Genomic DNA, 16,126 nt, shown 5'->3' on the forward strand with positions numbered 1-16,126 from the left:
AGTCCGGTCCATGAAGAAAAGCTCTACGGTCTTTCTCCAGGTGGTCATCGTGCTTGTCGGCAGGGTTGCTCTTGTCCTGATGCTTTGGGAGCCTCACCTTGAAGGCAGCACAAGGCTCAAACCGCCGTTCTTTGGTGGCCATTTCCTCCCGGCTCAAGACTGGTGCCTGAGGTCTGACCGTGTGCAATCTTGAGCTTATTTCTCCGCCTTCAGGCGTTCGAGGAGATAATCCTGGGCGGTGGCGTGCTTCACTTCCGGGGCCCCGGGGTACACCAGTTCACAGGGGACGTTGTTGGTGCGGCAGTGTTCTTGGAGCTTTACGCCGAAGTTTGCAGAGTGCGTGGGATCCTTCTGGTTCTGTCCCATGGCGGGGGCTTCTGAGTAGGACATGTAGATGGGTGGATCATCGGAGGTGACGAGGGCATAGGGCGAGTACTCGGCGATCCAGGGGAGGATGGTTTCGCGCTTCGCGTGGAACTCGGCGAATGAGGAGGTCTTTTTCACCGGGTCGCCCGTGATGCCGAACGCGTGGGCACCGTAGCTGCTGTTGGGCATCCATTCCTTCATCTGCTGGGGATCGAGGGAGGTCTGGGCACCGAGCACGGCCGCGCACCAGAGGCGCGTGGACTCGTGGGCGATGGGGTCGGTGTTCTTCGGATCAGCCAGATCGGGGTGGAAAGCGAGCCAGAGGGAGGTGCAGGCTCCGGCCGAGCCGCCGCAGGCACCGATGCGAGTCTTGTCGATGTTCCACTCAGCCGCTTTGCTCCGCACCAGTTGCAGGGCGCGCGCGGCATCGTGAAGCGGTCCTTTAACGGGGGGCACGACACCGTCCTTGGTGGCCTCGCCCACGAAGCGATATTCCACGGAAACGACGGAGATGCCTGCCTTGAGCATCGCTGACAGCATATTGGCGACGCCACTCAAGCGGCCGCCACTGGTCCATCCACCGCCGTGCACGAAGAACAAGAGCGGGGTCGGCTTGGAGGACTCCGCTTTCCAGAAGTGCAGAACCTGCTTTGGATGCGGGCCATAGGCCACATCGTACTCGGTTGGGTTGGGGATAAGAGGATTTTCTGCCGCAAACTTCCTGGCCTCGGCTGCTTTGATCTCGCGAATGAAGACGTTGCGCCAGCGGATCTCACCCCCGTGTGTTTGCAGCATGATGGGACCCTTGGCCGGGAAGGGCTGGGTTTTGTCCCAGTAGTTTTCCATGCGCGCGCCGTTAACCACCAGGCGGGTGTTGTACGTCACCCAAACGCGGTCACCGATGTGCTTGATGCGAAAGGTGTTCCACTGGCCGAAGGATTTGTCTTTAAGCTCGATGGGATCACGCCCGAGCGTCTTGGACGAGTTGTTAAAGAGGCCGCCTGAGCCCAGATGAGGACGTCGGTCGGGTTTGGTGGGATCGAACACCTGGTTTGAGTCCCAGATTTGCACCTGCGGCACGCCGCGCAGATAGATGCCACTGTCGGCCTTGGCCACGGTCTTGTACTCGAGCATCAGTTCGTAGTCGCCGAACTCCTCATCTGTCGTGGCGTAGGGGCCGGTGCCGTTGTTGACGAGTTCGCCGTTCTCCACGCGCCAGTGGTTCGCGAAGTCCTCCCGCATTTGCTTGAGTGCGGCCTCCTTTTTTTCACCGGAGAGCTTGGCGACGGAGTGCGGATTCAGGCCATGCCAGCCGCTCAGATCCCTGGTGTTGAAAAGGGTGCGGAAGCCTTCTGGCGGCGTCGATGCCACGGGAGAGGTCGCAGGTGAAGGTGCTGAAGTGGCAGGGCTGGCTGGTGGGGGAGCTTTTTCCTGCGCTATGACGGGGAAACTGGAGACGCTGCTGGCGGCCAGAGCGAGGGAACAAACAAGAAGGGCGGGGCGGGACATGGGCGTAGGCTAGAGCGTGGGAGGGCATACGTGGGTGGGAGGGAAATCATTCGGAGAATTTGGGGATTGGGCGTATGGGAACCTGGAAGCATGGGGAGGAGAGGGTTCGTGGAGGCGACCTTGTGCATTGTCCACAAGGGGCCCTTTGGGGGCTGTGGCAAGTCGGACCGCCGAATCTCCTGCGGAGTAAATGTTTCCTCCACCTCAACCCCGCCCAGACTCGCTGGAAGCTCGTCAACGTGGGGCTTGTGGCCGCATCCTCTTCGGGGAAGAGCTACGGATGATCAGGTGAACGTTGAGGCGTCATGGATGTCAGCTCTCGCCCTTTGCAGCCCAATGATCGGGCGCGACGGACGCGGGACTTGCGACTGATGGGCTAAAACTCAGTACTGTTTTGCTTTGAGCTCAAAATTCGGAACTTGAGTTCTGAATGCTTCAATATTGGAAGCTGCGAGATCGTCTTAGCACAGAGCACCTTCAACACATGGGCGTACTGCCCACTGACGCACTGGACTCCGAAGTCAGCCACAGCCAACCGCCTCATATTCTTCTAGCCGATCACAAACTCCCGGCTACCCCCGACTTTAGAGTGATTTCCAGACGTGAAGGACGGCATAGCTCCGCCAGGGGCGCCAGCGCTGAGACATTTCCTCAGCTCGTTTGGCGGTCACTCCGCCGAGCTTGTTGCGCACGGCAATGTCTTCCTTGGGGAAGGCGTCGGGCCAGCGGAGCGCGCGCATGGCGATGTAGTGGGCGGTCCACTGACCGATGCCCGGAAGAGTGACCAGGTGGGCGATGGCGCTGTCGGGAGGGGATCCAGCGTCGAGCTTGAGGGTCCCGTTGTGGTAAGCGCGGGCGAGGCCAATGATGCAGTTGGCGCGGGCAGCGACGATGCCCAGCCGGGCCACTTCATCCAGTGAAGCGCGGCTCACTCGTTCGGCTTGAGGAGAGAGCCGGGTGAGTTCGGGGAACGGGGTCTCAATCTTCTCCCCGAACGCGGCGGCGAAGCGGCAGGAGATGGTGGTGGCGGCCTTCACGGTGACCTGTTGGCCCAAGATGGCACGGACCGCGAGTTCGAAGCCGTCAAAGGCTCCGGGCACGCGCAGGCCCGGGTGTGCCTCCAGGCTGGGGCGCAGAAGGGGATCCTGGGAAAGGTGTGAGGAAATTATATCAGGGCGTGTGGCGAGGTCGAAAAGGTTGCGAAGCCGGTCCAAGAGCGCGGGCAGGACCGGGGCGAGGCTGTGGGTGAACTCCACGAGCAGGGCGTGCTTCTGCGGTGCATGCGTCACCCGTACCCAGCCAGCATGGCAGCCAAGGCGGACCGTGCGAGTGTAGCTCTCGCCAGTGACGTGCTCCACGTCCTTGATCATGCGTCCCTGTAGAAACTCCAGGATGGCCTTCCAGTCATACGGAGGGCGGTAACTGAGCTGGAGGGTGGAGGTGTCTGAGGTGGGGGCCGCTGCGTCCACCTTGGTGGTGGCTTCCTTCCGCAGACGACTGGGGGGCATGCGGTACCGGGCGCTGAAGGCGTCGTTGAACCGCCGCAGGCTGGAGAATCCGCTGGCAAAGGCGACGTCGATCACAGGAAGGCGGGTCTCTGTGAGCAGCTGTTTGGCCAGGAGCAGCCGGCGGGTTTGGAGGAGTTCGAGGGGGGAGACTCCGAGTACTTTCTGCACAATCCGGCGGAGCTGGCGGGAACTGAGGCCGAACTCGCTTGCGATTTCCTCGATCCCGGTGCCGTCCTCCAGCAAACCCTCGTTCATCCGGTGGGTGATGAGCTGGGCAATCCGATGGGCATTGTCCACCGGGGCATGGCCGGGGGCGAGCTCAGGCCGACAGCGCAGGCAGGGGCGGAAACGCGCTTTTTCTGCCGCCTCAGCACTGGGGAAAAAGCGGCAGTTCTTCAGCATGGGCACCTTGGCGGGGCAGATGGGGCGGCAGTACACACCTGTGGAGGTCACTCCTACGTAGAACACGCCGTCAAACCGCGGGTCGTGAGAGGTGAGGGCCTGATAGGCCGCCTGGTCATCGATGAGTGGGCTTCCTTCTGGATCGTTCATGGCTGGGGGCAAAGTAGCTGCGCCGGGGATCCAAAACTCGCCGTTTTCGGACGTCGATGTCATTTTACTTTCATGTCCGAAAACGGCCAGCGATAATCCATCTCCCGTGGCATGCTGGTGCCGTAAATCATCTGAGGACGATCATGAAGCATGTTTACAAGACCATGAAATCACCCGTGGGAGAACTCACACTGGTGGCTAGCGACCACGGGCTGGCGGCGGTCCTTTGGGAAGACGACGACCCCAGGCGCGTGCCGTTGGGCCACACTGAGCGCGATGACCTGCATCCGGTGCTACTGGAGACGGAGCGGCAGTTGAAGGACTATTTTGCGGGCCGCCGAAAGCAGTTTGAACTCAAGCTCGCGGCGGTGGGTACGGCATTCCAAAAAGAAGTGTGGCGGGCGCTATCGACCATTCCCTTTGGGGAGACTCGCAGCTATGGGCAGATTGCGAATCAGATTGGCCGCCCCAAGGGGGGCCGGGCGGTGGGGGCCGCAAATGGCCGCAATCCCATCTCCATTGTGGTACCTTGCCATCGGGTCATAGGCAGCAATGGCAAGCTCACGGGATTCGCTGGCGGGCTGGAGGCGAAGAGCCTGCTGCTCAAACTCGAGGTTGGGAATGATGAGCTGGGATTGAGGTCTTAGAGGCTCTGTGGTCCAACCTGCTTCTTCCCTTGCACCATTCGAAAAGGGGCGAGCCCAGCGCTTCCTCCAGGCGGAGGATTTGTTTGGTCAAAGCAGGCTGGCTTAGGTTTAGCAGCCGGGCGGCGCGCCCATAGTGGAGATGCTCTGCGAGGGTGACAAAGGAGCGCAATTCGCGGATGTCCATAACCAGAGGTTATCACCATCATGAAAACATGCCATTGGAAGAATGGAGGGTAAAATGGAACGTGGAACATGAATGCAATCCTCGATATGGAACCTGATGTAAAAAGTGAACTGGCAGGATGTGATGCTGGGAAAACGGGGCTCCAGGTGAGTTCCAGTCTGCTGGCGGGCATCAAGGCCATCCTGTTTGACATGGACGGTGTCTTGATTGACTCCGAGCCGGTGCACGCGACTTGCATTTCCACTCTGGCGGTGGAAATGGGTGGCCGGGCGCTCGTAGAGACGGAGTTGCTGAGCTTCAAGGGCGTGCCGGACCGGGAAGTGGCGGCAGGACTGATGCGGTTGTTTCCTGATTCCGGACGGGACGCGCCGGCGGTGATGAAGCGGGCCTTTGATCTGTACGTGGAACGTTTTGCCCTGGTGCGCCTGATTTCCGGAGCCCGGGAGTTCGTGCTGGCTGCTGGGGAATCGGGTCTGCGGCTGGCGGTGGCGACGTCTGCAGCATCAAGCATGCAGAGAATGGCGTTTGATGCATTTGATCTGAGTGGCCTCTTCGAGACGGTGGTGACAGGCGATGACGTGAAACGTGGCAAGCCGGATCCCGAGCCCTATCTGCTGGCAGCGGAGCGCTTGGGCGTAAATCCGGCCCAGTGCCTGGTCATTGAAGACTCGATCAACGGCGTGAAATCCGGCAAGGCGGCGGGCTGCCGGGTGGTGGGGCTCACCACGAGCTTCCCGAAAGAGACCCTGCTGGCTGCGGGCGCTGAGGTGGTGGTGGAGGCTTATGGGGTTTAGGCGCGTTTCGCGTTGGTTGAGTGCCCGCAAGCGGGCAGTTGAGGTGCTGCGCTGGGATGGTGGGCCCCAAGTGAGGGCTCAGATCTGATGTCTGGAGTCTGGCTGTCTGGTGTCTCCCGACCTTTTTATGTAAAACATACTTTACATAGTGTAAAGTATGCGCGTAGCTTGTGGCGTCACCCCGACTTCCCTATGCTTCCGCGCATTTTGTTGCCCCGATGGTTCAAGTGGCTGGGGGTTTTGCTCTATTTGGGCACGGTGGTTTATGTGGCAGTGACGCTGCCGACGCTGGACGATCTCACTTCTGGAGTGGGGCTGTTGGTCCAGTGCCTTTGCATGGCGGGCTTGCTCTTCATCACCTGTGCGCGGGAGCAGGTGGAGGACGAGTGGATCGCGCGTCTGCGCTTGACCTCACTGCAATGGGCGGTGGTGGTGTTGATCGTGGTGCGCATGTCGGTCAAAACCTATGCCTGGGCGCGGCAGGATCCCTCGGTGGACGTGGGTTACCAGACGAACTTCATGCTGCTGGTGTATGCGTTGGTCTTCCACTCGCAACTCTACGGCTGGTGCCTCTATGCCTGGTGGAAGGGAAGGGAGGGCGCGGATGAATGAAGAACCATCTTAAGGTGGAGCGCGCCCGCCACAGCCTCACGCAGCAGGACCTGGCCGACGCTGTCAAGGTGTCCCGACAGACGATCCATGCCATTGAGACGGGCAAGTTTGTGCCGTCCACGGTGCTGGCGTTGAAGCTGGCCCAGCGATTTGCGATTCGGGTGGAGGAGTTGTTCGCCCTGGAAGAGGGGGATTGAGCCCGTCGTCCAAGTGCCCCCCTGGACCCACATTTTTGTGTTTTTCAGTTCTGTCCACAACGGCGTCATCCCTGTCGCGGTCTCTTCCCGGTGCGTACACGCGCTCCTGCTGGAGGCGGAAGGTGACCGGTTCAGCCGTCATGTTCACCGTTCATCACGAATATGAAGATTCATCGCACTCTTTTGATTATGTTTGCCTGGCTTACCAGTCTTATGTCTTCCAATGCCCAACTTGCCGACCGCGTGGCACACGATGAGGTGTGCGAGAAAATCAAGGAGCGCTACAACGCCGGAGACTATGCTGCCTTGTACAAGATGCTTTCGGCGGAGTTTCAGGAGCAGTTGAGCCTGGAAGCGACTGAGAAGTTCTTTGGCGCCTCTCTGCGCCAGACGTATGGCGAGTTCACGGCGGTCACCTTTGCTTTTGCCGACGCGGAGACTCGCGTTTATGAAGTACAGGGCGAGAAGGGTGTCTGCACCTTGAGATTGGTGGTAGATGGGCAGGGGAAGATCGCGGGGATGATCTTCCGCCCCGGCAAGCCGAAGGTCCCTGCCGGTCAGGCGCTGCGCGCTGAGCCGAGGCATGACAATCCTTTGAAAACAGCGACGGACAAGAAGGTGCACGAGGCAGTGCTGGAGTTCTATCGCAAGAGCAAGGTGCCCTGCCTGACGGTGGGAGTGCTGGAAGACTGGGGGACGCGGATCTACAACTATGGCGAGACGTCTCCTGGCAGCGGCAAACTACCCAGCGGGGAAACGATCTATGAGATTGGATCCATCACGAAGACGTTCACGGCGCTGCTGCTGGCTCAGGCGGTGGTGGAAAAGAAAGTGGCGCTTGACGCGGACATTCGCCCCTTGCTGGGGCCGGGGGACTGGAGCCATCTGGCGAAAAAGAATCAGCCGATCCGGCTGGTGCAGCTTGCAAACCATACTTCGGGCCTGCCACGACTGGCAGATGACCTGGACAAGCAGCCGCACTACGATCCACAGCAGCCGTATGCAAATCACGACTGGAAGATGATCTCGGCATTCCTGGAGCGGGTTTCCTTGAACTCCGAGCCAGGGGTGCATGAGGAGTATTCCAATCTGGGGGCGGCGGTGCTGGGGCGCTTGATGCAAAGCGTGTGGGGTAAACCATACGACACGTTGGTGGAAGAGCGCATCTGCGAGCCGCTCAAGCTGGCAGATACCCTGGTGGGCACCCGCGACCCTGCGAGAATGGTGTCGGGATACGATGAAGAGGGGGATGAGACGCCAGCGTGGGAGCTGGGTGACTGGGCTCCTGCCGGTGGTGTGCGTTCGACCATGAAGGACATGCTGGTGTATCTGGAAGCTCACCTGCACCCTCGTGATGAGGCGGTGCGACTGGCTCTCACCAAAACGACGGGACAGGGGCGGGAAGCCGCCGCGCTGGGCTGGCAGCTCACCCGCCTGAAGAATGGGGATGAGCTCACCTGGCACAATGGTGGGACGTTTGGCTTCAGCAGCTTCTGCGGGTTTGTGCGCAACCGGGATTTTGGAGTGGTGGTGTTGAGCAATTCCGGAGAGTCGGTGGATGGCTTGGCGGCCAAGGTGTTGAGGAAGTGAGGGTGGCAGGGGGCAAGGGTTGGCTTGCGTGTTGGCTCATGAACTGAGGGGGGCGGAGACGTGCGGCGGCGCTGGTGCCAGCCCTGCTGGACGCCAAAGCGGCGATTCTCACCGCAGTCCCTAAATCCCGCTGCGCGGGATTAAGTGTTGGGGGGTGTTGAGGTGGATTGGGCGCTGAGGGAGCTTGCGGTGTTGGAGGGAGGCGGCTGAGTCGCCGGGACACGCAATTCCCAGATTTTTTCCTTCAAAGAACCCGGTCAAAATCGGTGTCGGACTCGTTTCGGTGGGCAACTGGTACGTCGCCATCGGGATCTCCGCCTTCCATCCTCCGCATGCATCACGTTTCTTTCCTCCAAGACCTCGCCGTCGTGATGATCGTCGCTGCAGTGGTCACGATTATTTTTCGTCAGCTCAAGCAGCCGGTGGTGCTAGGGTACATTCTGGCGGGGGTCATTATTGGGCCCCACACGCCCCCGTTTCCGTTGATCTCGGACCAACACACCATTGAGACGTTGTCGGAATTGGGGGTGATCTTTTTGATGTTTGCTCTGGGGCTGGAGTTCAGTCTCAGAAAGCTTACGCAGGTGGGCGTGACTGCCTTGGTCGCGGCGGCATTTGAGATCCTGTTCATGGTCTGGGTGGGATATCAGCTGGGGCTGGCTTTTGGGTGGAACACCATGGACAGTGTGTTCCTCGGAGCGATCCTCTCCATCTCCTCGACCACCATCATCATCAAGGCACTTGAGGAGATCGGGAAGACGCGGGAGCGGTTTGCGCAGCTCATCTTTGGGATTCTGATTGTGGAGGACATTCTGGCGATCCTCATGATCGCGATGCTTTCGGCGTTTGCCACGACAGGTGAGCTGGGCGTCGGTGAAGTGGCGGCTACTGTGGGGCGGCTCAGCGCCTTCCTTGGGGTGCTCCTGGTGGCGGGGCTCATTCTGGTGCCGCGACTTCTGAACTATGTGGCCAAGTTCAAGAGCAATGAGATGCTGCTGGTGACGGTGACGGGCCTGTGTTTTGGCGTGTCGCTTTTGGCGGTGAAGCTGGGCTACAGTGTGGCTTTGGGCGCGTTCCTCATCGGGGCCATCATTGCGGAGGCCCGGCAGATTGCCCAGATCGAGGACCTGATGCACCCGGTGCGGGATCTCTTCAGTGCGGTGTTCTTCGTCTCCATCGGTCTCCTCATTGATCCGGCGTTGCTGGTCCAGTACTGGCTGCCGATTCTGGTGATCACCCTGGCGGTGATCGTGGGGAAGGTGCTGACGTGTTTCTTTGGCACCTTTATTGCGGGCAATGACTTGAAGTCATCCATGAGGGTGGGCATGGGGCTGGCGCAGATTGGCGAGTTTTCGTTCATCATCGCGGCACTGGGGCTGTCGTTGAAGGTCACGAGCGGTTTCCTGTACCCCATCGCGGTGGCTGTGTCGGCGCTGACCACGCTGACCACGCCTTATCTCATCCGCAGTTCCGACTCCGCAGTGGGGTTGCTGGTCCGGTGGATGCCGCCGGGACTCGTGACCTCCCTGAACGCGTACACGGAGTGGGTGGGCGGTCTTTCCGCGAACCGCGGGCGAAAGTCTGCGGGAGTCTTCCTGCGCAAATGGGGCTGGCAGATTGCCTTGAACCTGCTCTTGATCGCCGCGGTATTTATTGCGGCTGTCTATTTCAAAGACCACGGCCGGGACTGGGCGTGGGTACCGGAAGTGCCCGGCGGGCAAAATGGATGGAAAGGAGCCATCTGGCTCGCAGCCATGGTGGTGAGCCTCCCTATGATCATTGCCGCCGTGCGGAAGTGGCAGGCCTTCGGCATGCTGGTGAGCGAGATGAGCGTGAGCCGGGCAGCAGGTGGGGAGCGCACCCCGGCCATTCGGGCGGTGATTTCACAGACCCTGTTCGTGGCTGGATGCGCGGGGTTGTTGCTGTACCTCCTGGTGCTCAGTTCAGCACTGCTGCCCTCCAGGAACCTGCTCGCGGTGCTGGCGGTGGTGCTGGCGGGCACGGTGGTCCTTTTGCGCAGGGCGTTCATCAAAGTGCACTCCAAGGTGCAGATCGCCCTGCAGCAGACGTTGAGCGAGCCTCCTGCTCAGCGGAGGGAAGGCGAGTCGCGCCATGGAGACGGACGCGGTCAGGTTGCGGAGACACCTGCGCTGCCTGCCTTGTTGCGTGAGGCTCAGCTGGTGATGGTTCAGGTCAGTGATGACTCGCCCGTGGCTGGCAAATTGATCGCGGAGATTCAACTCCGCACCCTGACGGGCGCGAGTATCGTCGGGATCGAGCGAATGGCCGAGGGGGCCAATGTGATCAATCCTGGGGTCAGCGAGGAACTGAAGGCTGGAGACACGGTGTTGTTGCTCGGAACCGAGGGGCAGATCGTGGAAGCAAAGAAGGTGTTTGGGGGGTAGGGGGTTCTTGGTTCTTTTTGCGCATTGGCTCATGAACCGTGAGGTTGTGCCTGTTTGAGTGCTGAAAACTTCAAACTGAAAACTCTCACCCATACTTCACCCAAGCGCCGCCGCCGCCGCAATGGGGGCCACCGAGGCGGGGTTGGTGATTGGCGGGGAGTTCGGGCAGGAGCCACACCGTCTGGCTGCGTTTGCGTCGGATAGATCTGAGACCGAGTGAGGTGAGGATGCCCAAAACAACCAGGCCGCCGACGGACCAAGCGGCGGTGGGCCAGGAGCGGGTCCACAAATCTCTGGCTTGATCAAGGACAGGGGGTGCCGGGGGGGATGGGGGAGGTGCTACCTCAGGCATCAGACTCTGCTGTGCCGTCTGGAGCACTGGGGGAGGCTCTGCGTGGGCGGGGGCTTTGAAGGCGGCAGGGTAGGCGCGTTCCATCCAGATCAGGCGGATGGAGAGCTGGGTGGCGAAGCGTTGCAGTTGTTCCTCAGGCTCCGTGGCCTGGAGGGAATCCGCCACGCAGGCGCGCAAGAGAGCCTGAAGGTAACCAGCCGGTACCACGGCGGTGACCTTGTGACTCATGAAAAGACGGGACCGAAGGGGGTGGCCCAGTGCGTACACCACGAGGCACTGATTCCCCTCCGTGAGTCGCCCGCCTGCGATCCGTGCAAGGTCCATGCCCGCCGGGAGTTTCTGATTCTCGTCCAGCAGCAGCATGTTGGCCGTCATGGCAGACTCCTCGGCATGGTAGCTCAGCAGGCGGCGCAGGGTTTCCCCCTGAGTCTCGGGCAGGACGGGATTAGGGTCAAAGAGGTGATCGTCGGAGTCGGTCGTCTCGCATTTTGCGAGAAAGTCTGGTCCCACTTCTACGAGTCGGCGGGGGGCGGCGAGCAGTGGTGGCGGGCTTGGGGCAGGCTTGGGTTTGGCCTTGTTGCCCTTCGGGATGAAAAAGAAGAAGCCGTCGAAGGCACTCTTGGGCGCAGCGGGCGGCGTTGAGGGAAGGCTGTTGCCGACGGAGTCCATGCCTTCCATCTCGCGGATGAAATTCACGTCGTTGGGCAGGAGCGCGTTATCTATGGGAGAGTTGCCCTCCGCTGGCAGAGCGCTGATTCCGTCCTCAGCGGTCCAGCGTGGCAGTGGCAGGGAGTCCTCCTCCGTTGCGCCAGGCAAGGACGCGATGGCGAGGAATGCCAGGGACAGGACTGTGAGCTGGACGCGCACGAAGGGGAATGGGGGATGCGTGGTGGGTAGGGGCTAGATGTAGGGAAGGTCGTCGCTGTCCCGTTCGCGATCACGGTCTCGCTCCCGATTGCGCCATTCGAAGTCAGCCTCGCGGGCGGGTGGGGGGCTGTCAGCAGGGCGGAGAGAGCGGAGTCCGGAGCGGCCCATGAACTCCTGGGTGGAGCCGGGAGCTTCCAGGCTGGTCGAGGCACGGGTGGGTTTGCCAGCCTGACGCAGGAGTTTGGCCACCTTGCCCAGTGCGGAGGTCACGGCATTGACCAACTCCCCGTGCCACAGAGGGGTGCGGATGGCCTGGAGCACTTTTTGCAATTTCTTTGGGGTCAGCACCGATTCCAGGGCATAGCCCACGTTGATGCCAGCGCATTTGCCCACGGGATCGACAATGAGCAACACGGCGAACTCATTGAGTTTTTTGAGTTCCTCATTGTTGAAGGCGGCATGGTTCAGCAGCCAGAAACTCAACTCCCCAGGTGAGAAAGAGGGAGGCAGCACCCCGAAGTACGCTGCGAAAAACACCTGGGGGAAGTCGGTCTCCAAGTCCTCCAAGTACTCATCGATGGCCTGGGCGTCACGGAGTCGAAGGCAATTTGCCGCATCGGTGAGCCGGTCCAGTTGCACCAGCTTGTGACCGAAGGTGCCGATGACGGCCGCCAGCGAAAAGGCGCATCCGCCGCACTCGGCCTGGGCCGGTTCGACGGGTGAGCCGCAGCGGGGACACGTCATCATTTTAACTATGGAAAATAAAATAATAGAACTGGATTATCAATCACTTCCGCAGGGGTTCATCCAGAGACTGTTACAATATCGTCTGCCAGACCACGATTTGAGGCTCTTGCATTGACATTCTTGTACAAAAACAGATAATTTGCCGGAATTAGGAAAGGAATCTGCTTCCCTTCGTTCTCTCTTGACTATGAAAACAGCCTCCATTGCGCTTATTTTGGCGACCGCTGGCCTCGTTGGCGACGCTGCGGCAGCTTCTTGGCCGCGCCTCCCCTCCGCGGGTTCTCAGCCGGTTGATCTTGCCAACAGTGCCATCCCCGGCACGGTGGTGAGCAGCAGTCAGGGGATTGGTAATGCGTCCTCGCTCCTTGGTGCCGATCCCGTTGACGGTGCCAGCGTTCCCGTGGGGGCGAGCGAGGTGGTGATTCGCCTGGCGAAGCAGTACACCATCAACACCGCCCGCTTCCTGAGCGATGGCGTGGCTGGGAAGATCACCGTGTCTGGCAGCGCCGATGGCAACCAGTGGACCGGCCTTGGGCAGATGGAAATCACGGGCAGTGACCGCCTTGTTCCAGTGAGCTTTGCCGGAGCACAGGTGAAGTTTGTGAAGCTTTCCATTCAGGCTTCTCAGAACGGCATGATCCGCAGCCTTGCCCTTTTTGGTTCGGCCCGGTCGAGCGACTTCCATCTGAAATTCTCCGAGAGCTCCAATGCCTCGACGCTGAATCTCGCTGATGGCGTGGGTGGTGCTCGCGTCATCTATGCCTACCCGACCCCGACGAATGCCGGTGAGAAGGAGGCCGCGACGAACGTGTTCCACTTTCCTGCCTCCGGTGACAAGTACCGCACGATCATCTATGATCTAAGCGCTCCGCGGAAGCTGAAGCAGTTCACCGCCACCTACACGGCCACTCCGGTCCGTCTTGAGGTGTTTGCTTTCAATCAACTGGACGAGAAGAAAGACTGGCGGGGCAAGCTCGCGTTTGATGCCGCTTTGCTCGACTCCGCCACCCCGGTGGCTGTCGGTCAGGACGCTCGGGGTCTGGGCAACATCAAGCTCACGCCGAGCAAGCAGGTCCAGGCCCGCTATGTGGCGCTTCGTTTCGAGCTCGGTGCTGGTGCCAATGCCTCCGTGGGGGGCACAGTGTCCGACTTCCTGCAGTTTGCCAGCCTCCCTATGGATGCCTTGGTTAGTCTGCTGAATCCCTCCGACGCTTCACAGCAAGTCGTCGCTGGCGGTAACGGTGGATTCACTGTGACGGGTATCGGCCTCAACGCCACGGGCGAAGGCAACTACGAATCCTCCGGCAATGAACAGGGCGATGAAGAGCAGAAGGAAGATAGCGAAGAGAAGCCCGATGCTGAAGACGAGAAGGCTCTGTGGAGCCAGTTTGCCGGCAACTATGGTGCCTTCAATATGATGACTGGTTCGCGCGGTGCATCCGGCGGAGCGGCTGGCAGCGTGGAAGGCAACGGCGAAAGCGGCAGCAACAACAATAACAATAGCGGCGGGGATGGTCCTACGATCAACATCAACCCGACCGACAACACCCCAACGACACCGCCGACCGACACATCTCTCTAATGGGAGTGTGACCAGCGAGTGACCCGATCTTGAAAGCCGCAGTCAGCAATGACTGCGGTTTTTGTTTATGAGGCTAATAGTTGCCTGCCAGTCGGATTGACTGAGGCTGAGCCCGGTAAAGCCGGGGACCAAGGGAGGAACGGAATCAGCTCAGGGGTGATGCTGTATCGAGGCCATCCGGGGGCAAATCTGACTGATATCTTTGCTGGATTCTCCGTATCCCTTTCGCAACATTACTGGCCCTCAAGTTTCTAAAGCTGCGCGGGGTCTGCTGAACCTGTCACGGGTCTCGGCTTTCCGCTCCCGGTTTTCTACCCACCGCAGTTCCTCGATCTGCTTCTTTTGCTTTCACCGTCTGGATTCCATTTCTTTCTCATGTCAGTGTTTTCCAATTATCTGTCTCCAGCATTTCGTCACCTGGCACTGGGAGGGGTGACCGCCATTGTCGTAGGCGGTTGGGGCGGGGTGCCGGTTTGGTCCCAGGATCAGGTCCCGTCTGGTGCGGAGGCTGCCCCTGCTGCGGCGGTGCCGGGCAAGTTTCTGCCGGGTTCGCTGGACGAGCCGGTGCAGGTGCTGTTAAAAAACAGTCTGGGGATGAGCTTCTCCACCATGCCGGGCTCGCCGGTGCTATTTGCCCGGTGGGAGACGCGAGTGTCGGATTTTGAGTCGTTCCTTAAGGCTACAGGTCGGGTGTGGAATCATTCGCCAGCGTTCACCCAGACGGGAGATCATCCTGTGGTCAATGTGACGCTGCAGGAAGCGTTGGCGTTTTGCAACTGGCTCACTGAAAAGGAGCGCGCCGAAGGCACTCTGGATGCCAATCAATCCTACCGGCTGCCGACGACGGACGAATGGACTACGGCCGTGGGACTTGCTGTGGGGCGGGTGACGGATCTGGCCGTTTCCCAACGGGTGATGGACAAGGAAGCGCATCCATGGGGCCCGGAGTGGCCACCTCCGTCAGATGCGGGGAATTACAACTCCCGGGAGATCAATGGGTCTGACGACGGCTTCACGCATACTGCGCCGGTGGGCAGCTTTCGCCCTTCAAAGGAGGGGCTCTATGATCTTGGTGGGAATGTGTGGGAGTGGACGTGGGTGAATGAACTGACTGCTCAGAGCTACGGCGTGCTCCGTGGTGGATCGTGGATGTATTACCGACCGGAGACCTTGCTCTCGTCCTTTGAATACAAGGTTTCTGGAGAATTGCGTGCGCCGAGTGTGGGTTTCCGCTGTGTGCTGGAAGACAAGCGACGCACATCGGTCTTCTTGACGGAGACGGACAAAGCCAACAAGGCCGCAGCTCAGGCCCGGCGGGAACAGTTGACGGCCACGCCTTCGGTGTCGGCGGAAGACGTGAAGCGCCGTATGGCGGAACTGGCAGGACGCAACCCGGATGGCACGGTGGCGGGACGGCAGCTGCCGGATGTCAAGTCGCTGAAGGCTGCGACGGCTGACAAGCCATACACAAACACCCTGGCCATGAACCTGCTGCCGCTGGATACGACGGGGGCAGGACGAAAGCTCCTGGGGGAGACAGAGGTGAGGGTGCAGGACTACGAGCTGGCCATGGCGCAACAGGGCAAGAGCTGGACAAACAAGCCGCCCTTTGCCGTACGGGAAAACCACCCGATCGTCAATATCACCTGGGGTGAAGCCGTTGATTTCTGCCGTTGGCTGACTGGGCATGATCGTGCTGCGGGTTTGATTCCGGCAAATGCGGTGTATCGCCTGCCGACAGATGCGGAATGGAGCGAGGCCGTGGGGCTGAAGGATGAAAAAGGCGCTACGCCTGCGGACAAACATCTGGCTGACAAGGTGCGCTACCCCTGGGGTGACTCGGCCACGCCGCCGCCCTACAGCGTGAACCTGGATACGTCCCGCATGCAAGGCTACCAGGACAGTCACTCTTACACCTCCCCCGTGGGGAGTTTCACAGGTGACGCCGGCAGGTTCAAGGATCTGGCGGGAAATGTTCTGGAGTGGTGTCAGGATGAGTGGCCTGGTTCGACCGGGGAGCGCACCCTGCGTGGCAGTTCCTGGCTGACGTCGGAGCAGGAGGCGCTACTTTCCTCGTACCGCACCCACTTGCCGGCAGACTCGATGCGGCCTCACGTCGGCTTCCGCGTGCTGCTGGATCTTGGCTCGCCCTAGGAAGAGACTGGTTCATCTGCCGTACTGCTCGAAGCGGGATAGCTCGTTCGGTGGGGTGGT

The 16,126-nt window shown here is 60.3% G+C and carries 13 protein-coding genes; 8 read left to right on the forward strand and 5 right to left on the reverse strand.

Translation table 11 applies throughout. From position 1 onward, the window contains the following. Nucleotides 1–195 precede the first annotated feature (195 nt). Nucleotides 196–1,875, reverse strand: a complete 1,680-nt coding sequence (locus tag VSP_RS10265; RefSeq protein ID WP_157210827.1) for a 3-keto-alpha-glucoside-1,2-lyase-like domain-containing protein — start codon at nucleotides 1,873–1,875, stop codon at nucleotides 196–198. Between the two features lie 584 nt (nucleotides 1,876–2,459). Continuing rightward, nucleotides 2,460–3,935, reverse strand: coding sequence for an AlkA N-terminal domain-containing protein (locus VSP_RS10275; protein ID WP_009960451.1), 1,476 nt, complete (start codon nucleotides 3,933–3,935; stop codon nucleotides 2,460–2,462). 143 nt (nucleotides 3,936–4,078) lie between these two features. Here VSP_RS10275 and VSP_RS10280 point away from each other — a divergent pair, with 143 nt between their 5' ends. Then, on the forward strand, nucleotides 4,079–4,582 hold the full coding sequence (locus tag VSP_RS10280) for a methylated-DNA--[protein]-cysteine S-methyltransferase (protein WP_009960452.1): 504 nt from the start codon (nucleotides 4,079–4,081) through the stop codon (nucleotides 4,580–4,582). Here VSP_RS10280 and VSP_RS43940 read toward each other — a convergent pair. Further along, nucleotides 4,539–4,766 carry a LysR family transcriptional regulator gene (locus VSP_RS43940; protein WP_075088217.1) on the reverse strand — a complete coding sequence of 76 codons (228 nt, stop codon included), beginning with the start codon at nucleotides 4,764–4,766 and terminating at the stop codon, nucleotides 4,539–4,541. The two genes, VSP_RS10280 and VSP_RS43940, sit on opposite strands and share 44 nt — an antisense overlap. Nucleotides 4,767–4,834: 68 nt before the next feature. Here VSP_RS43940 and VSP_RS34820 point away from each other — a divergent pair, with 68 nt between their 5' ends. From VSP_RS34820 to VSP_RS10305, 5 genes are all read left to right on the forward strand, one after another. Then, complete coding sequence (locus VSP_RS34820) at nucleotides 4,835–5,560, forward strand: HAD family hydrolase (protein ID WP_053332327.1); 726 nt, start codon at nucleotides 4,835–4,837, stop codon at nucleotides 5,558–5,560. A 192-nt stretch (nucleotides 5,561–5,752) separates the two neighbouring features. Then, the gene (locus tag VSP_RS10290) at nucleotides 5,753–6,172 is read left to right on the forward strand and encodes a hypothetical protein (protein WP_009960454.1); all 420 of its coding nucleotides are present in this window, start codon (nucleotides 5,753–5,755) and stop codon (nucleotides 6,170–6,172) included. After that, the gene (locus VSP_RS10295; RefSeq protein ID WP_009960455.1) at nucleotides 6,169–6,369 is read left to right on the forward strand and encodes a helix-turn-helix transcriptional regulator; all 201 of its coding nucleotides are present in this window, start codon (nucleotides 6,169–6,171) and stop codon (nucleotides 6,367–6,369) included. The genes VSP_RS10290 and VSP_RS10295 overlap by 4 nt, the downstream gene beginning before the upstream one ends. A 213-nt stretch (nucleotides 6,370–6,582) precedes the next feature. Continuing rightward, nucleotides 6,583–7,959: a serine hydrolase gene (locus tag VSP_RS10300; RefSeq protein WP_009960456.1), complete on the forward strand. Its 1,377-nt coding sequence runs from the start codon at nucleotides 6,583–6,585 to the stop codon at nucleotides 7,957–7,959. A 332-nt stretch (nucleotides 7,960–8,291) separates the two neighbouring features. Beyond that, nucleotides 8,292–10,364: a monovalent cation:proton antiporter family protein gene (locus VSP_RS10305; RefSeq protein WP_009960457.1), complete on the forward strand. Its 2,073-nt coding sequence runs from the start codon at nucleotides 8,292–8,294 to the stop codon at nucleotides 10,362–10,364. 85 nt (nucleotides 10,365–10,449) lie between these two features. On the opposite strand, the gene VSP_RS10310 is transcribed toward VSP_RS10305, so the two are convergent. Then, entirely contained in the window at nucleotides 10,450–11,583 is a 1,134-nt protein-coding gene (locus VSP_RS10310) for a hypothetical protein (RefSeq protein ID WP_009960458.1), read from the reverse strand. Nucleotides 11,584–11,616: 33 nt separating this feature from the next. Then, nucleotides 11,617–12,330 carry a hypothetical protein gene (locus tag VSP_RS10315; RefSeq protein ID WP_009960459.1) on the reverse strand — a complete coding sequence of 238 codons (714 nt, stop codon included), beginning with the start codon at nucleotides 12,328–12,330 and terminating at the stop codon, nucleotides 11,617–11,619. Between the two features lie 187 nt (nucleotides 12,331–12,517). Here VSP_RS10315 and VSP_RS10320 point away from each other — a divergent pair, with 187 nt between their 5' ends. Together VSP_RS10320 and VSP_RS10325 are read left to right on the forward strand one after the other, a co-directional pair. Beyond that, nucleotides 12,518–13,912 carry a hypothetical protein gene (locus VSP_RS10320; protein ID WP_009960460.1) on the forward strand — a complete coding sequence of 465 codons (1,395 nt, stop codon included), beginning with the start codon at nucleotides 12,518–12,520 and terminating at the stop codon, nucleotides 13,910–13,912. Between the two features lie 375 nt (nucleotides 13,913–14,287). Next, nucleotides 14,288–16,066 carry a formylglycine-generating enzyme family protein gene (locus VSP_RS10325; protein WP_009960461.1) on the forward strand — a complete coding sequence of 593 codons (1,779 nt, stop codon included), beginning with the start codon at nucleotides 14,288–14,290 and terminating at the stop codon, nucleotides 16,064–16,066. Nucleotides 16,067–16,126 lie beyond the last annotated feature (60 nt).

Origin of the sequence: Verrucomicrobium spinosum DSM 4136 = JCM 18804, assembly GCF_000172155.1 — a bacterium.
GTDB lineage: Bacteria > Verrucomicrobiota > Verrucomicrobiia > Verrucomicrobiales > Verrucomicrobiaceae > Verrucomicrobium > Verrucomicrobium spinosum.

Excerpts from the sequence above, each read along its gene's own strand:
- VSP_RS10265 (WP_157210827.1), bottom strand. The coding sequence starts at position 1,875 with ATGTCCCGCCCCGCCCTTCTTGTTTGTTCCCTCGCTCTGGCCGCCAGC.
- VSP_RS10275 (WP_009960451.1), bottom strand. The coding sequence starts at position 3,935 with ATGAACGATCCAGAAGGAAGCCCACTCATCGATGACCAGGCGGCCTAT.
- VSP_RS10305 (WP_009960457.1), top strand. The coding sequence starts at position 8,292 with ATGCATCACGTTTCTTTCCTCCAAGACCTCGCCGTCGTGATGATCGTC.
- VSP_RS34820 (WP_053332327.1), top strand. The coding sequence starts at position 4,835 with ATGAATGCAATCCTCGATATGGAACCTGATGTAAAAAGTGAACTGGCA.
- VSP_RS10325 (WP_009960461.1), top strand. The coding sequence starts at position 14,288 with ATGTCAGTGTTTTCCAATTATCTGTCTCCAGCATTTCGTCACCTGGCA.
- VSP_RS10295 (WP_009960455.1), top strand. The coding sequence starts at position 6,169 with ATGAAGAACCATCTTAAGGTGGAGCGCGCCCGCCACAGCCTCACGCAG.
- VSP_RS10300 (WP_009960456.1), top strand. The coding sequence starts at position 6,583 with ATGTCTTCCAATGCCCAACTTGCCGACCGCGTGGCACACGATGAGGTG.
- VSP_RS10320 (WP_009960460.1), top strand. The coding sequence starts at position 12,518 with ATGAAAACAGCCTCCATTGCGCTTATTTTGGCGACCGCTGGCCTCGTT.
- VSP_RS10315 (WP_009960459.1), bottom strand. The coding sequence starts at position 12,330 with ATGATGACGTGTCCCCGCTGCGGCTCACCCGTCGAACCGGCCCAGGCC.
- VSP_RS10280 (WP_009960452.1), top strand. The coding sequence starts at position 4,079 with ATGAAGCATGTTTACAAGACCATGAAATCACCCGTGGGAGAACTCACA.
- VSP_RS10290 (WP_009960454.1), top strand. The coding sequence starts at position 5,753 with ATGCTTCCGCGCATTTTGTTGCCCCGATGGTTCAAGTGGCTGGGGGTT.
- VSP_RS43940 (WP_075088217.1), bottom strand. The coding sequence starts at position 4,766 with ATGGACATCCGCGAATTGCGCTCCTTTGTCACCCTCGCAGAGCATCTC.